This is a genomic window from Stenotrophomonas sp. Ste86 (assembly GCF_024519465.1).
GTDB lineage: Bacteria > Pseudomonadota > Gammaproteobacteria > Xanthomonadales > Xanthomonadaceae > Stenotrophomonas.
Genome location: NZ_JALJRW010000003.1, coordinates 291,388 through 311,497, shown reverse-complemented (window position 1 = coordinate 311,497; position 20,110 = coordinate 291,388). Strand labels below are relative to the sequence as shown.

The window sequence follows — 20,110 nt, the reverse complement described above, 5'->3', positions numbered from 1 at the left end:
GAGGGGGCGGCCGCAGGCCGACGCCGGAGGACATTCGCCGGAAAGGGCATGGGGGCCCAACGCCCGATCCACCGACGGCCGCGCCTGGAAGGGTTCACAGCGCGCGTCATGCGTGCGACGCCGATGGGAGAAGCCTCTCTGTCGAGTTCATTGCGCAATGGAAGGCGCCTTGCACCGCACCGCCGCACGTGCACGCGCACGGGTCTACGTCAGCGCCGGCGGACACGCTGTAGGTGCCGTTGATCGAATTCGGAAGGGCCGGACATTGGCCGGCCCACGATCAAACCTTCCAGCGCAGCCGCATCGCCACGCCGGAAGGCGGCAGGCCTCAGGCCTCGCTGGCCACCAGCCCCATCAGCGCATTGGCGTGGTCCCGCCACTGCGGCAGCTTGTGCAGCACGCCTGCACGCTGCAGGTACTCCTCATCCACCGGATCGCCATTGATCAGCGCTAGCGCCACGTGCACCGCACCGGTCACCCAGAAGCTGCGCGTGTTGGACTTCTGCGGCTGCAGGTGGAACGCCACCGCCTCGATGATCGGCATCGGCAGTCCCCACAGGCCCAGCAGGTAGGCGCCGGCCTCGGCATGGCCGGGGCGTTCATCGGCCGCGTCGGCCGGGGCAACGCGCTCGTTGCGCACGCCCGGCAACAGCAGCCCGATGTCGGCCAGCAACGCGGCCGTCGCGCCAAGCTCAGCGCTGGAATCGGGCAGCAGCTTGGCCGCCAGCCGCGAGGCCAGCAATGCGCGCTGCTGCAGCGAATTGCGTTCGGCACCGGACAACGCCGAGGCGGAAAACACCTCGCTGGCCAGCACCAGGTCGCGCAGGGTGGACAGGCCCAGTCGCGTTACCGCGGTGCGCAGGTCGGAAATGGTACGGCCGCTGTTGAAGAACGCCGAGTTGGACAGCTGCAGCACCTTCGCCGCAATCGCCGGGTCGGCCGACACCAGCTTGGAGACATCGGCGGTGTCGGTCTCGTCGTCATGCTCCAGCGCTTGGGTCAGGCTCAGGTACAGGTGCGGCGGTGAAGGCAGCTTTTCGATGCGGCCGATCGCGCTGCGCAGATGTGCGCTGTCGAGCAGTTCGCGCAGCTCTTCCAGGCTGGTCAGTGCTTCCAGCAGCACTTCCGGGGCCAGCGGCATCGGCAGGAAGCGGTGGGCCACCCCGATCAGGCGCGCCGGCGGCGGCCGGTTGCCCTGCTCGGCATCCACCAGCGCGATGCGGATCGTCTCCGGACGCAGCGTCCGGATCTGCCCGAGCAGCGTGGTGGCGTTGAGATCGGGCAGGGTAGGGCAGGCGATCACCGCGTCGATCGGACCGGCGGCGACGATGTTCATGGCCGCCTGGCCATCGGATGCGGTCAATGGTTGCCACTCTTCCCCAAGATCGGCAATGAAATCCATCAGCTCAGCCGACAGGCTGGCTTGGTCCCCAACAAGCAGAATACGCACGACACAGTCCCCTGGCTGACCACGGTGAAACGCACCGTGGACGGTGTGAAGACGCAATGTACCCAATCCGGCACAAATAGTGATGTGCCGCAGTTAAAAAACGTGATGTCCATCGCTTCGGCGGCGAGCGCCGAAGCGATGCGGTTCAGCCTCAGCCGTTGTTGCTGAGGTAGCGCTGGTGCGCTTCGATCAGGATCTGCTTGGCTTCGGCAGCGCCGGCCCAGCCGTCAAGCTTGACCCACTTGCCCTTTTCCAGGTCCTTGTAATGCTCGAAGAAGTGGCCGATGCGCTCCAGCCAGTGGCTGGACACCTGCCCGATGTCTTCCACATGGGCGTAGCCGCTGAAGACCTTGGAGATCGGCACGGCCAGGATCTTCTCGTCGCTGCCGGCCTCATCGCTCATCTTGAGCACGCCGACCGGACGGCAACGCACCACCGAACCGGGGATCAGCGGCAGCGGCAGCACCACCAGCACGTCGGCCGGGTCGCCGTCGCCGCACAGGGTGCTCGGCACGTAGCCGTAGTTGCACGGGTAGCGCATCGGGGTGGACAGGATGCGGTCGACGAAAATCGCGCCGGTTTCCTTGTCCACTTCGTACTTCACCGGCTCGGAATCCTTCGGGATCTCGATGATGACGTTGATTTCTTCCGGCGGGTTCTTGCCGGGCGAGACGAGTTCCAGACCCATGGGTGTACTCCGAGAGGGGGATGAAGGCGGATAGCCCCCCATTTTATGCCTTTGCCGGCCCGCGTGCAGCGGGGTGGGACCATGGCCCCGTGGAGGGTTTCCCCACGGCCCGGCGCGGCCTGCCCGGATGGGGCTGCACCCCGGGATCGGCGAGGCTGGTCCCTCCTTCTGCTGGAGTCTGGCCATGGACATGCGTCACCGGTTGCTGCTGCGAGTGTTTGCCCTGCTGCTGGCACTGCCCAGCGCCCCCCTGCTTGCCCGGCCGTTCATCGACCTGGTGGATTTCCCCCGCAACGAGGCCAACTGGGATCGCTTCTATTCCCTGGAAGCCCACCTGGCGAGCCGCTTTGACGCAGTCTGTGCCGATACCCTCTGCGAAGGCGACTACAGCAATCTGCGCGCGCTGCAACTACGCTGCTCGGTCAATGCGGCCCGTGCGCAGGTGCATGCCTGCAACTGGCTGTTCATTGCCAGCGAACTGCAGGTAGCGCCGGACACGGGCGAGGTGCGGGTGGACAACCGACGCTGGGACTGCCCTTTGCCGCTGGGCAAGGGAGTGGCGGTGGAGGCCTTCCATGCTTCCCTGGAAAGCGCCGACGCGCTGGATATCGTGCTGCCCGGTGCCGCGATGTCCATCGGCGAGGCGGTGGGCGACTGCCTCCAGCAGACCCGGCGGTCGGCGCGCGCGGCAGCGTCGGCCCGCTACGTGGACGCGCGGGATTATCCCCGCCAGGGCCAGGGTGGGGCGCGTTTACGTGCGCTTGAACAGGCGCTGGTGCGCGGCTTCGATGACATCTGCGGCGACACCTTCTGCGAAGGCGAGTACTACAACCTGCAGGCCATGCGCCTGCGCTGTTCGGTGCACGCCGCCAGCGGCCGGGTGGGGGAGTGCCGGTGGACATTCGCCGGCAGCAACATGGCGGTGGAGGCTGCCACCGGTGCGGTCACCGTGGATGCCCGCGATTGGGCCTGCCGCCTGCCGCTGGCGTCTTACACCCCCTTGCCGCTGCTGCTGGATACGCTTCACGGGCAGGACGCCATCGACACCCTTCTACCGGGGACCAGCACTACGGTGTACGAAGGGTTGACTACCTGCCTGTGAGCTGCCGTGTGATCGCCACAGGCGCGGTAGCGGATGAGGCGGGCAGGCACGACGCATCTGCATTTGCGGGGGACCTGACGCGCCTTCCGCCCCGGCCCTGTGTCTGTCGCATGACCACCGACGCCTCCGCCCGCACCGGGATGCGGATCCGCGGACGCCCGGCGTTGCTGCGGCCGGTGCAATGCAACCGCGGCAACATCATGGGGGCACCGAAGATGTGATCCAGGCGATCTGGTGCGCAGGGACCGGCAGCTGCCGGTCCCTGCGTTGTCATTACACGCCGGTCTGCTGCGCCACGGCGTCGGCATGCAGCGCTTCGCTGAGTTCATCGACGATGATCGCCCAGTCGGCATCGGACTTGAGCTGTTCGGCGAGGAACTGACGTTGCCCGTCGTTCCAATACGGTGCGTCGACCAGGGCGACCTCGGTCGGCAGCTGGTGGGCACGGATGAAGCCGGCGATCGCCTCGTCGGACGCCTCCAGCCCGAGCTGCAGGAACAGATTGCCCATGCGCGGTTCGGTGGTGATCATCATGGGGTGGTCTCCGCAAAAAAGGGGGGTCCCCATTATCGATGCAGCCGCGTGAGCGCCGCATCGCCGGAGCGGGGGCAGGGCGCCCGGCGATGCACAGGGTCGCCGCGCCGCTGGCCGCGGTGGACAGCGCGGCGACCCGGTGGAGGTCATGGTGCCGGTGGCATTTTTCATCCGTCGCCGCTGAACCCGGGCGTGGCCCCTGCGTTGCCTGCGCAGCGAGGTGGCACTAGCATCCTCGGCACCACGGCACGGATGGCCGCATTCGGGAGGGACAGGGATGCATCGCAGACGTGCCACCGTTGTTGCATGGGCTGCCGCCGTCATCGCGTTGCTCGTTGCGCTGCTTTCGCTGGCCCCGTTCGTCGCGGCGATCACGCTCACCGGCGCGTTGGCTCCGCTGTTCGCGTATACGGCGTGGCACGGAGCCCGTCTGCCCAGCGGCATCGGGTTGACCCTCTGTGCGGCGACGTTCCTCGGCAGCCCCCTGCGGTTCGAAGACCTGCCGGACCTGTTGCTGGCCATGGCCGCCCTGTGGGCGGTGGGCGGCGTCATGCTCATGGTCTGGTGGGCGGTGAAGCCGCGCCGCGCGTAGTGTGTGCGCGCCTGCAAAGGCGCGCATGCCCCGGCACGGCCGGGACATGCACCCCTGCCGCGTGCTACAGCAACGGCACCAGCAGCAACGCCACGATGTTGATGATCTTGATCAACGGATTGATCGCCGGGCCTGCCGTGTCCTTGTAAGGATCGCCGACCGTATCGCCCGTGATCGCGGCCTTGTGCGCCTCGCTGCCCTTGCCGCCGAAGTGGCCATCTTCGATGTACTTTTTGGCGTTGTCCCACGCACCGCCGCCGGTGGTCATCGAGATCGCCACGAACAGGCCGGTGACGATGGTGCCGATCAGCAGGCCACCCAGCGCGCGCGGCCCGAGCAGCAGGCCGACCACCACCGGGACCGCCACCGGCAGCAGCGAGGGCACGATCATTTCGCGGATCGCCGAGCGGGTCAGCATGTCCACGGCGCGGTCGTACTGCGGTTTGCCGGTGCCCTCCATGATCCCGGGGATCTCGCGGAACTGGCGGCGCACCTCCTCCACTACCGCACCCGCCGCCCGGCCCACGGCCTCCATCGCCATCGCGCCGAACAGGTAGGGGATCAGGCCGCCGATCAGCAGGCCGATGATCACCGTGTGGTCGGACAGGTCGAAGGCGAACACCTCCCCGGGGTTGGCGGCCTGCAGGTTATGCGTGTAATCGGCGAACAGCACCAGCGCGGCCAGTGCCGCCGAGCCGATCGCATAGCCCTTGGTCACCGCCTTGGTGGTGTTGCCAACGGCATCCAGCGGATCGGTGATGTCGCGGATGGCGGAGGGCAACTCGGCCATCTCGGCGATGCCGCCGGCGTTGTCGGTGATCGGGCCGTAGGCATCCAGCGCGACGATCATGCCGGCCATCGACAGCATCGCGGTGGCGGCGATGGCGATGCCGTACAGGCCGCCGAAGTAGTGCGCCAGCCAGATCGCCACGCAGACCGCGATCACCGGCAGGGCCGTGGACTTCATCGAGACCCCGAGCCCGGCGATGATGTTGGTGCCGTGTCCGGTGGTGGATGCCTGCGCCACGTGCTGCACCGGCTTGTACTGGGTGCCGGTGTAGTACTCGGTGATCCACACGATCAGGCCGGTGAGCACCAGGCCGACCAGGGCGCAGAAGTACAGGTTCAGCGCGCCGTGTGCGTTGTCCGGCATCAACTGGATGGTGATCGGATAGAACGCGATCGCCGCCAGCACGCCGGACACGATCACGCCCTTGTACAGCGCGCCCATGATCGAGCCGCCCGGCTTCACCTTGACGAACAGCGCGCCGATGATCGAGGCGATGATCGACACACCGCCCAGCACCAGCGGATACAGGATCGCGTTGCGCCCGGCTTCGGCCAGCATCAGGCTGCCCAGCAGCATCGTGGCGATGACCGTCACCGCGTAGGTCTCGAACAGGTCGGCGGCCATGCCTGCGCAGTCGCCGACGTTGTCACCAACGTTGTCGGCGATCACCGCCGGGTTGCGCGGATCATCCTCGGGAATGCCGGCCTCGACCTTGCCCACCAGATCCGCGCCGACGTCGGCCCCCTTGGTGAAGATGCCGCCGCCCAGCCGCGCGAAGATCGAGATCAACGACGAACCGAACGCCAGCCCGACCAGCGCGTGCAGCGCCTGCCCGGTTTCCAGACCGAGCCGCAGCAGCAGCGCGTAGTAGCCGGCCACGCCCAGCAGGCCGAGCCCGACCACCAGCATGCCGGTGATCGCGCCGCCCCGGAAGGCGACGTCCATCGCCGCACTGAGGCCGTTGCGCGCCGCTTCGGCGGTACGCACGTTGGCGCGTACCGACACGTTCATGCCGATGTAACCGGCCGCGCCGGACAGCACCGCGCCGATCGCAAAGCCGATCGCGGTGTACCAGCTGAGAAAGACGCCGACCAGCACGAACAGCACGGCGCCGGCGATGCCGATGGTGAGGTATTGACGGTTGAGATAGGCGCGCGCGCCTTCCTGGATGGCGGCGGCGATTTCCTGCATGCGGGCATTGCCAGCCGGTTGCCGGAGAATCCAGCGTGCCGACACGATGCCGTAGAGAATCGCGAGAATGGCGCAGAACAGCGCCAGAGAAAGCCCGTAACGTTCCAGCATGTCCCCTCCCGGGTGATGGATGGCATCCAGTGAACGGACGAACCTCTCCACGCGGGGGCACAACGGGCTGCAACCTTGGACCAACCCGTTCAGACCGTACCCGGTCCTCAAGCGTGTGGCGGTGTTCAGCAATCCCTGGTGGCCCGAGTATGCGGGCATTCTCCCGCAGACCGGTAGTGCCGGGTACGCGTCATCGCATGCGCGCTGTCGCCCCATGGTTTGCTGCGCAAACCACGGGCCCCTCTTATCAGCATCCAGTCCCCGGCCGCTTCGCGGCTGCCCCCTGACTCAGGGGGCTGGTGGTCAGCCCTCTGGATCCAGCTACGCGTTGATGGGACGCCTTGCCACGCCGTTCAGCCATCCGCTGGCAGCCTCGCTCCATCCCCAGCTCCCGGAGTCCTGCCATGTCCACCCGTCACCTGCTCTGGCTCGCGCTGCTGCCCGCCATCGCGGCCAGCGCCGCCGAAACCCCCGAGCTGCAACGCGCCGCCGGTGCGCCGCAGGCGGTGGGCGCGGCGCATACGCTGCGCCAGATTCCCGAGGCCTGTGCGCGGCTGGAGGGCATGTTCACCGCCGATGCCGCGCAGCCCTACAAATTCGCTGTGGTGCGCACCAGCGAGCAGTGCCAGCCGCGTGCGCGTTTCGTCGATTTCGACAAGGCCCAGCCCAGCCAGGCCAAGGGCTGGAAGCTCAATGATGTGATCCGCGTGCCCAGCGCCGCGTGCCCCGCACAGCAGGCGGTCGTGCGGGTATGGCGCATGCCGGTCGCGCAGAAGCCCGAGCTGGATGGCCAGGGCCAGTCCCGGATCTACCTGGAAGAGGCCAAGAAACAGGCGGCCGCCGGCAAGATCGCGCAGGTGCCGATGTTTGCCGCGCAGCTGAAGGTGGAAGGCAAGCCCTGCAACTGAGCAGCTTGCGTGACAGTAATGAAGGCCGCTGGCGGGCTCCCCGGGATCGCCTGATCCCCGACGGAGCCCACCAGCGGCCGTTATTGTTGCAGTGGTTTACGCTTCGAACGCAGGCAGTTTCTTCTTCACTGCCACGTTCTTCAGCGTGACGTACTTGGGCAGGCCGTCGGCGCCGTAGGGCAACGGCGCTTCGCCCTTGATCAGCGGTGACAGGTAGGCGCGCGCCTTGGCGGTGATGCCGAAGCCGTCCTTGCGGATGAAACCGGCCGGCATTTTCTTCTCGTGGTTGGCCACCTTGTGCAGGGGCGCGGCCTCGATCTTCCAGCGGTACGGTTTGTCGCTGCCGCGCACGATCACCGGCATCACCGCGTTCTGGCCCTTCAGCGCGAACTGCACCGCCGCCTTGCCGACCGCCTGCGCCTGCTCCCAGTCGGTCTTGGAGGCGATATGCCGGGCCGAGCGCTGCAGATAGTCGGGCAAGGTCCAATGCACCTTGTAGCCCAGCGTGTCCTTGACCCGTGCGGCCAACTGCGAGGCGACGCCGCCCAGTTGGGTATGCCCGAACGAATCCTTGCCGCCGCCGGCATCGGCGACGAAGCGGCCGTCGGCGGTCTGGATGCCTTCGGAGGCCACCACCACGCAGTGCCCCACGCGCTCGACCACCTGCTTGACCTTGGCCAGGAACGCGGCCTCGTCGTAGGCGCGTTCGGGCAGCAGGATGATGTGCGGGGCGTCATCGGGGCCTTCGCCAGCCAGCCCGGCCGCCGCCGCCAGCCAACCGGCGTGGCGGCCCATCGCCTCGTAGACGAATACCTTGGTCGAGGTTTCGGCCATCGCCGCCACGTCCAGTGCCGCTTCGCGCACCGACACGGCCGTGTACTTGGCCGCCGACCCGAAGCCGGGGCAGGTGTCGGTCACCGCCAGGTCGTTGTCGATGGTCTTGGGCACGCCGATGCAGGTCAGGTCGTAGTCGAAGGCCTTGGCCAGCTGCGACACCTTCCACGCGGTGTCGGCCGAATCGTTGCCGCCGTTGTAGAGGAACCAGCGCACGTCATGGGCCCGGAGCACCTCCAGCAGGCGCTCATATTTGGCCCGGTCGGCCTCGATCGATTTCAGCTTGTAGCGGCACGAGCCGAACGCCCCGCCGGGCGTATGGGCGAGCGCGGCGATCGCCGCCGCCGATTCCTTGGTGGTATCGATCAGCTCCTCGCGGAGCGCGCCGAGGATGCCGTTGCGCGCGGCCAAGACCTTGATTCCCTTGGCCCGGGCGGTGCTGATGACCGCCGAGGCGGTGGCGTTGATGACGGCGGTGACGCCGCCTGACTGGGCGTAGAGCAGGGTACCTTTGGACATGGGTCGACCTTGGTCTGGGGGAAGGACATTGCAGAGACATTACCGGTATGGGGTAAAGTGCGCGTATTGCGGTGCAGCGTGATTGTGGACAATCCCGGGGCGCGCGCCCTTCCATTTTCTTACCAAGTTGGAGTCAGGTTGATGCGATTGGTTCTGTTGGGACCGCCCGGTTCGGGCAAGGGGACACAGGCGACGCGCCTGAAGGAACACCTGTCGATTGCGCACATTTCCACCGGTGATCTGCTGCGTGCCGAAGTGGCCGCAGGCACCGAGCTGGGCAAGCAGGCCAAGGCGGTGATGGACGCGGGCAACCTGGTGTCCGACGACATCCTGCTGGGCATGCTCGAATCGCGACTGGGCCAGGCCGACGTGGCCAACGGCTTCATCCTCGACGGTTACCCGCGCAACGTGGCCCAGGCCAACGCGCTGGACACCCTGCTGGCCAAGATCGGCCAGCCGCTGGATGCGGTGGTGCAGCTGGACGTGCCGACCGAACTGCTGGTCGAGCGCATCGCCGGCCGTGCCGCCGAGCAGGGCCGCGCCGACGACAATCCCGAATCGGTGCGTCAGCGCCTGCAGGTCTACAACGACCAGACCGCGCCGGTGGTCGACTTCTACGCCGGCCGCGGCACCCTGGCTCGCGTCGATGGCGTCGGTGAGCTGGACGCGGTGGAAGCGCGCATCCGCGCGTCGATCCACGGCTGAGTCACCCGGCGCCGCATGCGCGGCGCCTGCCTGGCCCATGAACGCACACGCCCGGCCCCCGAAGGGGCCAGGCGCGTGGTGTGGAGGTGCCAGCGAACGGGCTTGCTCAGAGCCCCGCAGCATGAGCTCCCCTGGGGATGGCCTCTTGGGGAGTAGGACCAATGGGGTGCTGAGGCTGGCCGGTTCCATTGTGTCCGTCTTCACAGTACATCGCTATCGGGGATTCCCCGACACCCGCCGCCTGAATTCCGGCGCGCGCATGAGGAATTGTCTGCCGACCATGGCCCACGACCCAGGGGATCGGCGACAATCCAACGCATGAGCACGATTCACATCCTTGGTATTGCCGGCACCTTCATGGGCGGCGTGGCCGCGCTGGCGCGGGAACTGGGCCATACGGTCCATGGCAGCGATCAGGCGATCTATCCGCCGATGTCCACCCAGCTGGAACAGCTGGGCATCGCCCTGGACCCGGGCTACCGGGCCGACAGCGTTTCGGGCGACTGCGATGCGGTGATTGTCGGCAACGCCTTGTCGCGCGGCAACCCGGCGGTGGAAGCGGTGCTGGACGCCGGCCAGCGCTATATTTCCGGCGCGCAGTGGCTGTCCGAACAGGTGTTGCCGGGCCGCGACACGCTCGCCGTCGCCGGCACCCACGGCAAGACCACCACCACCACCATCCTGACCTGGCTGCTGCAGGCCGCCGGGCGCGAGCCGGGCTTCCTGATCGGCGGCGTGGCCGAAGACTTCGGCGTGTCGGCGCGACTGGGGCAGGGGCGTGAGTTCGTGGTCGAGGCCGACGAGTACGACACCGCCTTCTTCGACAAGCGCAGCAAGTTCGTGCACTACCGGCCGCTGGTGGCGATCCTCAACAACCTCGAGTACGACCACGCCGACATTTTTCCGGACGTGGCCGCGATCCAGCGCCAGTTCCATCACCTGGTCCGCACCGTGCCCGCGCGTGGGCGCCTGATCGTCAACGGCGAGGACGCTTACCTGGCGGAGGTGCTGGCGATGGGCTGCTGGACCCCGGTAGAGCGCTTCGGTTTCGATGCGTCGCTGGAATGGCATGCCGAACTGATCAACGCCGATGGCAGCGCCTTCGTGGTGCACCATCGCGGACAGCGCGTGGGCGAGGTGCGGTGGCCGTTGCTGGGCCGGCACAACGTGCTCAACGGCCTGGCCGCGCTGGCCGCCGCGCATGCGGTGGGCGTGGAGCTGGCCACGGTGATCCCTGCGCTGGCGCGCTTCCGCAGCGTCAAGCGCCGCCTGGAAGTGATCGGACAGTCGCACGACATCACCGTCTACGACGATTTCGCCCATCACCCCACCGCCATCCACACCACGCTGGAAGGCCTGCGCGCCAAGGTGGGCGATGCGCGGATCGTGGTGGCGATGGAGCCGCGCAGCAACTCGATGCGGCTGGGCGCGCATGCGCAGGCCCTGGCACCGTCGTTGGCATTGGCTGACGCGGTGGTGTTCCTGCACCGCCCGGAACTGGCCTGGGATACGGCCGGGGTGATCGCCGCCGTGCGTGGCCAAGCCCATGCGGTGGCTGATACCGATGCCCTGCTGGCGCAGCTGGGCGACATCGCGCGGCCCGGCGACCACGTGGTGTTCATGTCCAACGGCGGTTTCGACGGCGCGCCGCGCCGCTTCCTGGCGCAGCTGCAGCAGGGATGAGTCGGTGCACGCCATGACCGAGACCGTTTCGCTGCCCCTGTTTCCCCTGCACGCGGTGCTGCTGCCCGGCGCGCGGCTGGGCCTGCGCGTGTTCGAGCGCCGTTACCTGGACATGCTGCGCGAATGCAGCCGGCAGGAGTCCACGTTCGGCATCTGCCTGATCCTCGATGGCGACGAAGTGGGGCGACCGGCATTGCCGGCGGCTTACGGCGTAGAGGCGCGGATCGAGGACTTCGACGTCGGCCCCGATGGCGTGCTGGTACTGCGCCTGCGGGGCCAGCGCCGCTTCCACGTGCTGCGCACGCGGGTGCGCGACAACGGCCTGATCCTGGCCGACGTGGCATGGAGTACGCCCGACCACGACGACGAACTGCGGCCCGAGCATGCGCTGCTGGCCACGGTGCTGGAGCACATCATCGAGCAGGCCGGCACGGCCTTCGCGCCCACCCACCCGGCGCAGCTGGAACAGGCCGCCTGGGTAGGCTGGCGGCTGGCCGAACTGCTGCCGCTGGAAGAGCCGCAGCGGCTGCAGCTGCTGCAGCACGATGACCCGCATCAACGACTGGAAGACCTGCTGGGCTGGATGCCCTAAGGGCCGAGCGACGTGCTCCCTCCAAGTGCAGCGGTAGGGTCGCATCCCGATCGACCACCGATGACCGCGCAACGTTCACCGATGGCATGAGCGGCGATCGAAGGCGTCGCCGGCTGCGCTGATGCGTTCACCGTGCTGGTCGGCGCGAACGCGCCCGAACGACGCGTGGATTACTCCGCCGCTGGCGTACGCACCCGCAGCACCGGCATCTGCGTTTCCGGATGGGTGTCCACCTGCTGCGGCAGGCCATCGAGCGCCTCGCGCACCGCGTTCAACGATGGGTCGATGCCGCGCAGCGGGCGCCACATCCCGATCAGGTGGAAATGCTGCTGGTAGTGCAGCGTCTGCGCGCTGCCCAACCACAACGGCGCATCGCCCGGCTGCAGACGTGCCGGCGCCGGCCACAGCCGCAGCGCGAAGATCTCGTTGGGCGCATTGCCCGCGCGCAGCATCAGCAGCGATTCGACCTGGGTATCCAGCGTCGCCGGCAGCACCGGCACTTCCTCCGGCTTGGCCGATTTGTCCAGCATCAGCAGCGCCTGTTGCCAACCGGCCTGCGGCTGCACCCGCCAGCCCTGGCGTTCCAGGCGCTGCTGCAGCGGCGCCAGCGGCCCGGCCACCTGCACGTCCAGCGGCCAGCGCTGGTCATCGTCGAACTCGTTGCGACGCGACGGGAGCTGCTTCCAGTCGTCCTGCCACCAGGCGGTGGAGGCCATGTCCACCGGCGCCGGTTGCGCCGGTTCGAAGCGGGCGAGCTTGACCGGAATGTTGCGCGGCGCATACCACAGCGCGCTGATCGCGAAGACGCCGTAGAACAGCCACGCCACCGGCTTGACCCAGAACGACCGGTTGAAGCGGCGGCGGTACGCGATGCCCAGCACCAGCAGCCAGAAAATGCCGAACAGCATGCCGCCGATTACATCGCTCAGCCAATGCGCGCCCAGATAGATACGCGCAAAGCCGATCAGGCTGACGATGATGCCCGACAGCAGGTACGGCCACACGCGCGTGCGCCCGGGCAGCTCGCGCGCGATCAACACCGCGAAGAAGCCGAAGGTGATGGTGGCCATGGTCACCGACACCGACGGAAAGCCGAAGCCACTGCTGGCATCGGGCGGGCGCACCACGTGCACGGTGGCGCCGAGCAGCTTGCACAGTGCCAGGCCGAAGGCCAGGGCGGCCAGCCAATGCGCGGCGGCCATCCAGCGTCGACGCCAGACCAGGTACCCCATGCCGGCGGCGGTGGCCGGCAGCAGCACCTGCCACGCGCCGAGCGAGGCCAGTGCAGCCATCGGGTAGTCGGCCAACGGGTTGCGCAGCGCCAACATGGCGTCGTGCACGGCCAGGTCCAGGCGGAGCGGTTCGCCGTGGGCGACCACCGCCATCAACAGCGCGAACCAGCACCAGCCCAGCAACAGCAGCATCAGGGCCAGCATCGCCAGCGGCACCGATTCACGCCGCTGCGGATCGAACACCGACACCGAATAGCGGCCCAGGGTGGGATGGCGCTGCGACCAGCGCAGCAGCGTGGCCAGCCAGCTGTCCATGCGCGAGGCCGACCAGCGATAGCTGTACAGCACGATCGCCCAGACCGCGCCCATCACCACCGCCACCAGGCCCAGCACCATCACCAGCCGGCCGGCGACCGCCGCGACCGTGTCGTAGGCCTCGCCCAGCACCCAGCCCGGGGCCAGGAACAGCACCGCCCACGACAGGCTGGCGATGCCACTGGCCTGGATGTAGCGCGACATCGGCATGTTCATCATGCCGGCGATGGCCGGCACGAACGGACGGATCGCGCCGACATACCGCGCCACCAGGATGCTCTTGAAGGCATTGCGGCGGAACATCGTCTCGCCACGGTCGAGCAGCTGCGGGTATTTGCTGAAAGGCCAGAAACCCCGTAGACGATCGCCCCAGCGCCGGCCCACCCAGTAACTCAGGCCATCGCCGGCGAAGGCGCCCAGCGCCGCGCACGCCACCGCATAGGGACCGGAAATCTGGCCAAGGCCGATGAACACGCCCACCGCGAACAGCAGCGGCAACGCCGGCACGATCGCGCCCAGCACGATGACCGCATCGCAGAAGGCAATGAGGAAGATGACCGCACCGGCAAGCACGGGGTGAGCTGAGATCCACGCAAGCGTGGCATCGATCCATGACGAGTCCATCGCCCGATTATAGAGGTGTGAAGGTGACTGACTGCCGGCCAAGGCCGGTCAATGTCGGACATCTGCAGTGATCGCAGGCGATCACGCGCCTAGAATGGCGCGATGAACCGCGCCCCCGATCCCGCCCCGCACGCCCTCAAGGCCGACAGCTTCGGCCGCATTCTGCTGATCGAGCAGGACGGCCATCGTTTTGTCCGCCGCGACCTGGAGGCCACCCCGTGGTGGCTGCGGCTGCCGGCGTGGTGGCTGGCCCGGCGTGAAGCGCGCGCGCTGGCCCACCTGGACGGCATGGCCGACACCCCGGCGCTGCTGGCCTGGAACGGCCGCTGGCTGGACCGCAGCTTCATGGCCGGCGATGCGATGTACCAGCGCCCGCCGCGCGGCGACCTGGCCTACTTCCGTGCCGCGCGTCGGTTGTTGCAGCGCGTGCATCGGCATGGCATCGCGCACAACGACCTGGCCAAGGAAGCCAACTGGCTGGTGCGCGAGGACGGTTCGCCGGCCCTGATCGATTTTCAGCTGGCGGTGATCGGCAACCCGCGCTCGCGCTGGATGCGCCTGCTGGCGCGCGAAGATCTGCGCCACCTGCTCAAGCACAAGCGCATGTACTGTCGTGAACAGCTCACCCCGGTCGAGAAGCGCCTGCTCAAGCGCACCTCGTGGGTGCGCGATCTGTGGTTCCGCACCGGCAAGCCGGTGTACCGCTTCGTTACGCGGAAGATCCTGCACTGGGAAGACAACGAGGGGCAGGGCCCCAAGCCGTGAGGACGCCGGGGGTGAGCGTGGTGCCGCTGGACGCCGGCAACGTGCTGCATGCGCAGCTGCCCGGCGCCGACTTCGTACACGCCTGCCAGGCGGTAGCGCCGCGCGCGCGACGTTCGGCGTTGCAGGCCTACCAGGACATGGCCGCGACGGTGCCGGGCTCGTTCGATGGGCTGATGGCCATACGCAACGGCGGCATGCGCCTGCTCGGCATGAAGGATTTGGGCTCGCTGCGTGCGGTGCCCGACAGCGTTGATCCACGGCCGGGTGACCGGCTCGGCATCTTCACCGTGCAACTGTGCACGCCCGATGCGATCGTGCTGGAAGATGACGACCGCCACCTGCGCGTGCAGCTGGCGCTGCAATGGCGTGGCGATCTGCTGGAGATCGCCACGGTGGTGCACACCCATAACGCGTTTGGGCGGCTGTACATGCTGCCGGTCGCGCCGGTGCATCGGTGGATCGTGCCGCATCTGTTGCGGCGGCAGGTACGCACCTACGCGGGGTGACGCCACTTCACGGTGTCACCGGCACCACCTGCTGACCGATGAAATTTCGCTTGGCATCAAAGTCATAGCCGATCTGCAATTGCCCTTCGTTGGCGCAGGCGTGGCAGTCACGCAGCGGCGTGCGATACAGCAGACGCACGCCGCCGCCGTCCAGCGGCGTGCTGCCATCCGCCTGCGCCGGTGCGAAGGGCGTCGCCTGCGGATGGGCCTGCAACAGCGCCTGCACGCCGGGATCGGCACGCAGGGCATCGTCCCATTGCACGGTGTCCACATCGATGCGGTTGCCGCTTGCATCGATGAGGCGCGTGCCTTCATTGGTGTTGGCGCGGAACGGATACGCCACCGTGGCCACGCCGATGCCGTCGTGTTCATGCCAGGCGGTAACGAAGGCAAGTTCGCCGCCACTGGACAGCTGCTCGGCGGCACGCACTGCATCGGGGCCGGCGCCACCGCTCTGCATCGCCTTGATCAGGCAGTCGCGGGACGCGGCGGCCTCGCCCTGGCGACAGCTGTTCAGATCGCCACTCCATACCACCGCCCGGCTCCAGCGCACTGCGCCGTCGGCAGGCGGCGTTGGGGCGGCGGCAGTCGCGCCGTTGGACATGATCGGGGCAGGAGCGGAGGAATCGCCCTGGCAGGCCGTGGTCATCAGGAGCAGGCCCAGGACAGGCAGCAGGCAACGGGAACGGCGCATGGTAAGTACCTCGCAGCGGTGACCGGAGGACACTATCGTCAAGAAGCGGTGAACTCTGCGTGGGCGCGGCATACTGCCCCATCAACGATTGCGCAGGAGCAACGGACAATGGCCAGTCTGCAAGGCAAGACCCTCTTCATTACCGGCGCCTCGCGCGGCATCGGCCTGGCCATCGCCCTGCGCGCGGCGCGCGACGGTGCCAACGTGGCCATCGCGGCCAAGTCGGCGGTGCCCAACCCGAAGCTGCCCGGCACCATCCACAGCGCCGTCGAGGCGGTCACCGCTGCCGGTGGCCAGGGCCTGGCACTGAAGTGCGACATCCGCGAGGAAGACCAGGTGCGCGCGGCGGTCGCCGCGACGGTGGACACCTTTGGCGGCATCGACATTCTGGTCAACAACGCCAGCGCGATCTGGCTGCGTGGCACGCTGGATACCCCCATGAAGCGCTTCGACCTGATGCAGCAGGTCAATTCGCGTGGCAGCTTCCTGTGCGCGCAGGCCTGCCTGCCGTATCTGCTGCAGGCGCCCAACCCGCACATCCTCACCCTGGCGCCGCCGCCAAGCCTGGACCCGAAATGGTGGGGGCCGCATACCGGCTACACGCTGGCCAAGATGGGCATGAGCTTCGTCACCCTGGGCCTGGCCGCCGAGTTCGGGCCCCAGGGCGTGGCGGTCAACGCGTTGTGGCCACGCACGATCATCGCCACCGATGCGGTCAACATGATTCCCGGCGTGGACATCAACGGCTGCCGCACGCCGCAGATCCTGGCCGATGCCGCGCATGCGGTACTGACCCGCGATGCGGCCGGTTTCAGCGGGCAGTTCCTGCTTGATGACGAGGTACTGGCGCAGGCCGGTATCACCGACCTGAGCGGCTACGCGGTGGATCCGTCGCGACCGCTGCTGCCCGATCTGTTCCTGGATTGAGCCTGCGGCGCCGCCGCAGGGCCGGGTCGTCGACAAAGGCTGCACGCGCAACTGCTACTGTGCGTGCCCCCTTTTGTCTGGTCTGTTGAATGTCCCATCGCAAACGAAGTGCATCGCTCGCCGCCGCCATCGCCGTCATCGGCCTGCTCGGCGCCTGCAGCAAAGGCCCCTCGCACGCCGCCGATACCGAGGGCGTTGAGAAGGTGAATGCTTACGTCGCGTGTTTCAACGCGGTGGAGCAGCCCATCCACGAAGGCTTCCAGCAGTACACCGGCTGGATGCAGGATCCGAAGGCGGGCCCGACCGGCAAGGAGACGCACGTGCGCGGGCCGGGCATGGTGCTGTCGCACCGCGTCGCGCTGTGCAATGAGCCGATGGTGGCGGCGCTGGCGATGGCCCCGGCCGATGCCGCGCTGGACCCGCCTGCGCGCGCCTACCAGCAGCGCTTCGTTGACCTGTACGCGCTGATCGAACAGACCGACCGCTACTACACCCGCGAGGACTACCTGCGCGACGACCACGCCGGCATGCGCACCCAGCACGGCCCGCTGATGCAGGCGTACATGGCATTCTTCGATGCCAGCGATGCGCTGGATGCCGCGCTGGAGAAGCGCGAAGACGAGCGCCGTCACGCCCAGCTGAAGGAGATCGAGGCGGCCGAAGGGCGCTCGGCGTCGTACTACCAGCTCCGGATCGTGGGCGATGCCAAACAGCTGGTGGCGCTGTTGACGGCCGACACGCCGGACCTGGCCGTGGCACGCACGCAGCTGGCCGCCTTCCAGGCCCTGCTGAAGCAGGCCCAGGACGACAAGATCGGTAAGGGCGATGCGATGTGGGGCCACCTGGAGCGCGCTGCCGATGGGCTGGCCCGGGATGCCGGTCGTCGCGTGGAGCGCCTGCAGGAAAACAAGCCGCTGACCCGCAGCGAGCAGATCCTGATGCAGGGCGGTGGCCGCATCGGTAACCCGCAGGGCTCGGCCGAAGCGGTGACCGACAGCTACAACGATCTGGTCGACGCCAGCAACCAGCTGTCGCGCTAAGGCGCAGTGCCACGTCGCTGTCGGCGACGACGGCGTCAACGCGGCGGGGCGGTGAACGCCCCGCCGCGCGCGTGCCTGAAGGGCTCAGGCGTTGAACACCGGCGGCAGTTTCCCGCCGCAATGGCGGCAATGCAGCGCATCCGGCTCGTGTCCTTCCAGCCCGCAGTGCGGGCAGCCGCGGGCATCACGCCGGGCGGCGTGCTCGGCCTCGCGCATGGTGCTGGCCAGTTCGGCGGTGTAGATGCCGGTGGGTACGGCGATGATGCTGTAGCCGATCAGGATCAGCACCGAAGTGACGAAGCGGCCGAGCACGGTCTGCGGCACGATGTCGCCAAAGCCCACCGTGGCCATCGTCACCACCGCCCAGTACATGCTGCTGGGAATGCTGGTGAAGCCGTGGTTGGGGCCTTCGATCACGTACATCAGGGTGCCGGCGATGATCGTGATGGTGACCACCGTGAACAGGAACAGCAGCACCTTGCGACGGCTGCGCCACAGCGATTCCATCAACACGCCGCTCTCTTCGATGTAGCGGGTCAGCTTGAGGATGCGGAACACGCGCAGGATGCGCAGCGCGCGCACCACCAGCAGGCTCTGCGCACCGGGAATGAACAGGGACAGGTAGGTGGGCAGGATCGAGGCCAGGTCGATGATCCCCCAGACGCTGAAGGCGTAGCGCAGCGGGCGCTTGACCACCGCCAGGCGCAGCACGTATTCGGCGGTGAACAGGATCGTGAAGCCCCACTCGAGCACGTACAGCCAGTCGGCGTGGGCGATGTGGAAGCGCTGCACACTGTCGAACATGACCACCAGCACGCTGGCGATGATCGCGTAGACCAGCAGCAGGTCGAAATTGCGCGAGGGCCGGGTGTCGTGGCGGTAGATGATGTCGAACCAGGTCCGGCGCCAGCCGGTCTCTGTCGCGGGATTGAGCTGGGGGGCACTGAACGGTCGCATGGGCGCATTGTGCCCCAGCCGGTGGAAGCGCGAGAATGGGCCTTCCCTGACCCCCCTGACTGCCATGACCGCCGCCGCCACCGATCCGCTCCTGTCCCTGTCGCATTACTACCTGCCGGTCTACAAACCGCGCCAGGTGGTGCTCGAACGCGGCCAGGGCGCGCGCGTCTGGGACAACCAGGGCCGTGAATTCATCGACCTGGCCGCCGGCATCGCCGTGTGCGGCCTGGGCCACAACGACCCGGACCTGACCGCTGCACTGATCGAGCAGGCCGGCAAGCTGTGGCACACCAGCAATGTGTTCTACAGCGAGCCGCCGCTGCGCCTGGCCGAAGAACTGGTCACTTCCTCGCGCTTTGCCGAGCGGGTGTTCCTGTGCAATTCCGGCGCAGAAGCCAATGAAGTGGCGATCAAGCTGGTGCGCAAGTGGGCCTCCTCGCAGGGACGTCCGGCCCATCAGCGGGTGATCGTGACTTTCCGCGGCAGCTTCCACGGCCGCACCCTGGCCGCGGTGACCGCCACCGCCCAGCCCAAGTACCAGGAAGGCTACGAGCCGCTGCCCGGTGGCTTCCGCTACGTCGATTTCAACGATGAGGTGCAGCTGGAAACCGCGATGGCCGCCGGCGACGTGGCCGCGGTCATGCTCGAGCCTATCCAGGGCGAGGGCGGGGTGATGCCGGCCAAGCCGGGCTTCATGCAGCGCATCCGCGCCCTGTGCGACCAGCACGACGCGCTGATGGTGCTCGACGAGATCCAGGTAGGCATGGGCCGCACCGGCACCCTGTTCGCGCACTGGCAGGACAACATCAAGCCGGACATCGTGACCCTGGCCAAGGCGCTGGGCGGCGGTTTCCCGATCGGCGCGATGCTGGCCGGTCCCAAGGTGGCCGAGGTGATGCAGTTCGGCGCGCACGGCACCACCTTCGGCGGCAATCCGCTGGCCGCGGCGGTGGCGCGCGTGGCACTGCGCAAGTTGTCCTCGCCGGAGATCGCGCACAACGTCAGCCGCCAGTCGCAGGCGCTGCACGATGGGCTGGGCCGGATCAACGACGAGTTCAAGGTGTTCAGCCAGGTTCGTGGCCGCGGCCTGATGCTGGGCGCGGTGCTGGACCGGGACTTCGCCGGCCAGGCCGGGGCGATCCTGGACCATGCCGCCGAACACGGCCTGCTGACCCTGCAGGCCGGTCCTGACGTGCTGCGCTTCGTGCCGGCGCTGAACATCACCGATGAAGAGATCGCCGAAGGCCTGAAGCGCCTGCGGGCTGCGGTGCAATCCTTCATCGCCTCGCGGTAGAGCCGACCCTCGGTCGGCTGCTGTTGTCTTTGGGCGAACGCGGCCGACCAACGGTCG

19 protein-coding genes are annotated in these 20,110 nt (G+C 67.8%); 11 read left to right on the top strand and 8 right to left on the bottom strand.

What is annotated here, in order from left to right; genetic code table 11:
- Window positions 1-328: 328 nt before the first annotated feature.
- Together NR101_RS05240 and ppa are read right to left on the bottom strand one after the other, a co-directional pair.
- A complete protein-coding gene (locus NR101_RS05240) occupies window positions 329-1,450 on the bottom strand; it encodes an HDOD domain-containing protein (RefSeq protein ID WP_256776000.1) in 1,122 nt (373 codons plus the stop codon).
- A gap of 151 nt (window positions 1,451-1,601) precedes the next feature.
- A complete protein-coding gene (gene ppa / locus NR101_RS05235) occupies window positions 1,602-2,138 on the bottom strand; it encodes an inorganic diphosphatase (protein WP_256776001.1) in 537 nt (178 codons plus the stop codon).
- A gap of 184 nt (window positions 2,139-2,322) precedes the next feature.
- Here ppa and NR101_RS05230 point away from each other — a divergent pair, with 184 nt between their 5' ends.
- A complete protein-coding gene (locus NR101_RS05230) occupies window positions 2,323-3,240 on the top strand; it encodes a hypothetical protein (protein ID WP_256776002.1) in 918 nt (305 codons plus the stop codon).
- Window positions 3,241-3,513: 273 nt separating this feature from the next.
- Here the strand turns inward: NR101_RS05230 and NR101_RS05225 are convergent, their stop codons facing one another.
- Window positions 3,514-3,771 (bottom strand): DUF2789 domain-containing protein, encoded by a 258-nt coding sequence (locus NR101_RS05225; RefSeq protein WP_256776073.1) that lies wholly within the window; start codon window positions 3,769-3,771, stop codon window positions 3,514-3,516.
- Window positions 3,772-4,051: 280 nt separating this feature from the next.
- Between NR101_RS05225 and NR101_RS05220 the strand changes: the two genes are divergently transcribed.
- The gene (locus NR101_RS05220) at window positions 4,052-4,366 is read left to right on the top strand and encodes a hypothetical protein (RefSeq protein WP_256776003.1); all 315 of its coding nucleotides are present in this window, start codon (window positions 4,052-4,054) and stop codon (window positions 4,364-4,366) included.
- Between the two features lie 64 nt (window positions 4,367-4,430).
- Here NR101_RS05220 and NR101_RS05215 read toward each other — a convergent pair whose 3' ends face one another.
- Window positions 4,431-6,458 (bottom strand): sodium-translocating pyrophosphatase, encoded by a 2,028-nt coding sequence (locus tag NR101_RS05215; RefSeq protein ID WP_256776004.1) that lies wholly within the window; start codon window positions 6,456-6,458, stop codon window positions 4,431-4,433.
- 404 nt (window positions 6,459-6,862) lie between these two features.
- Between NR101_RS05215 and NR101_RS05210 the strand changes: the two genes are divergently transcribed.
- Window positions 6,863-7,366 (top strand): hypothetical protein, encoded by a 504-nt coding sequence (locus tag NR101_RS05210; protein WP_256776005.1) that lies wholly within the window; start codon window positions 6,863-6,865, stop codon window positions 7,364-7,366.
- Between the two features lie 96 nt (window positions 7,367-7,462).
- On the opposite strand, the gene NR101_RS05205 is transcribed toward NR101_RS05210, so the two are convergent.
- A complete protein-coding gene (locus NR101_RS05205) occupies window positions 7,463-8,719 on the bottom strand; it encodes a 6-phosphofructokinase (protein WP_256776006.1) in 1,257 nt (418 codons plus the stop codon).
- A 141-nt stretch (window positions 8,720-8,860) separates the two neighbouring features.
- Between NR101_RS05205 and NR101_RS05200 the strand changes: the two genes are divergently transcribed.
- The 3 genes from NR101_RS05200 to NR101_RS05190 all read left to right on the top strand — a co-directional run bounded on the left by NR101_RS05200 (window position 8,861) and on the right by NR101_RS05190 (window position 11,699).
- Window positions 8,861-9,424, top strand: coding sequence for an adenylate kinase (locus NR101_RS05200; RefSeq protein ID WP_256776007.1), 564 nt, complete (start codon window positions 8,861-8,863; stop codon window positions 9,422-9,424).
- Window positions 9,425-9,742: 318 nt separating this feature from the next.
- Complete coding sequence (gene mpl, locus NR101_RS05195) at window positions 9,743-11,107, top strand: UDP-N-acetylmuramate:L-alanyl-gamma-D-glutamyl-meso-diaminopimelate ligase (protein WP_256776008.1); 1,365 nt, start codon at window positions 9,743-9,745, stop codon at window positions 11,105-11,107.
- Between the two features lie 13 nt (window positions 11,108-11,120).
- Window positions 11,121-11,699: an LON peptidase substrate-binding domain-containing protein gene (locus tag NR101_RS05190; protein WP_256776009.1), complete on the top strand. Its 579-nt coding sequence runs from the start codon at window positions 11,121-11,123 to the stop codon at window positions 11,697-11,699.
- Window positions 11,700-11,869: 170 nt separating this feature from the next.
- Here the strand turns inward: NR101_RS05190 and NR101_RS05185 are convergent, their stop codons facing one another.
- Window positions 11,870-13,870 carry a bifunctional DedA family/phosphatase PAP2 family protein gene (locus NR101_RS05185; protein ID WP_256776010.1) on the bottom strand — a complete coding sequence of 667 codons (2,001 nt, stop codon included), beginning with the start codon at window positions 13,868-13,870 and terminating at the stop codon, window positions 11,870-11,872.
- A gap of 102 nt (window positions 13,871-13,972) precedes the next feature.
- On the opposite strand from NR101_RS05185, the gene NR101_RS05180 reads away from it, so the two are divergent.
- Both NR101_RS05180 and NR101_RS05175 read left to right on the top strand, forming a co-directional pair.
- On the top strand, window positions 13,973-14,635 hold the full coding sequence (locus NR101_RS05180; RefSeq protein ID WP_256776011.1) for a serine/threonine protein kinase: 663 nt from the start codon (window positions 13,973-13,975) through the stop codon (window positions 14,633-14,635).
- Window positions 14,636-14,646: 11 nt separating this feature from the next.
- Window positions 14,647-15,141, top strand: coding sequence for a DUF2867 domain-containing protein (locus NR101_RS05175; protein WP_256776012.1), 495 nt, complete (start codon window positions 14,647-14,649; stop codon window positions 15,139-15,141).
- A gap of 7 nt (window positions 15,142-15,148) precedes the next feature.
- Here NR101_RS05175 and NR101_RS05170 read toward each other — a convergent pair whose 3' ends face one another.
- Window positions 15,149-15,835 (bottom strand): hypothetical protein, encoded by a 687-nt coding sequence (locus tag NR101_RS05170; RefSeq protein ID WP_256776013.1) that lies wholly within the window; start codon window positions 15,833-15,835, stop codon window positions 15,149-15,151.
- Between the two features lie 108 nt (window positions 15,836-15,943).
- Between NR101_RS05170 and NR101_RS05165 the strand changes: the two genes are divergently transcribed.
- Together NR101_RS05165 and NR101_RS05160 are read left to right on the top strand one after the other, a co-directional pair.
- On the top strand, window positions 15,944-16,762 hold the full coding sequence (locus NR101_RS05165) for an NAD(P)-dependent oxidoreductase (protein WP_256776014.1): 819 nt from the start codon (window positions 15,944-15,946) through the stop codon (window positions 16,760-16,762).
- An 89-nt stretch (window positions 16,763-16,851) separates the two neighbouring features.
- Window positions 16,852-17,802, top strand: a complete 951-nt coding sequence (locus tag NR101_RS05160; RefSeq protein WP_256776015.1) for a YiiG family protein — start codon at window positions 16,852-16,854, stop codon at window positions 17,800-17,802.
- Between the two features lie 84 nt (window positions 17,803-17,886).
- On the opposite strand, the gene NR101_RS05155 is transcribed toward NR101_RS05160, so the two are convergent.
- On the bottom strand, window positions 17,887-18,759 hold the full coding sequence (locus tag NR101_RS05155; RefSeq protein WP_256776016.1) for an ion transporter: 873 nt from the start codon (window positions 18,757-18,759) through the stop codon (window positions 17,887-17,889).
- A gap of 64 nt (window positions 18,760-18,823) precedes the next feature.
- On the opposite strand from NR101_RS05155, the gene NR101_RS05150 reads away from it, so the two are divergent.
- Window positions 18,824-20,053, top strand: coding sequence for an acetylornithine transaminase (locus tag NR101_RS05150; RefSeq protein WP_256776017.1), 1,230 nt, complete (start codon window positions 18,824-18,826; stop codon window positions 20,051-20,053).
- Window positions 20,054-20,110 lie beyond the last annotated feature (57 nt).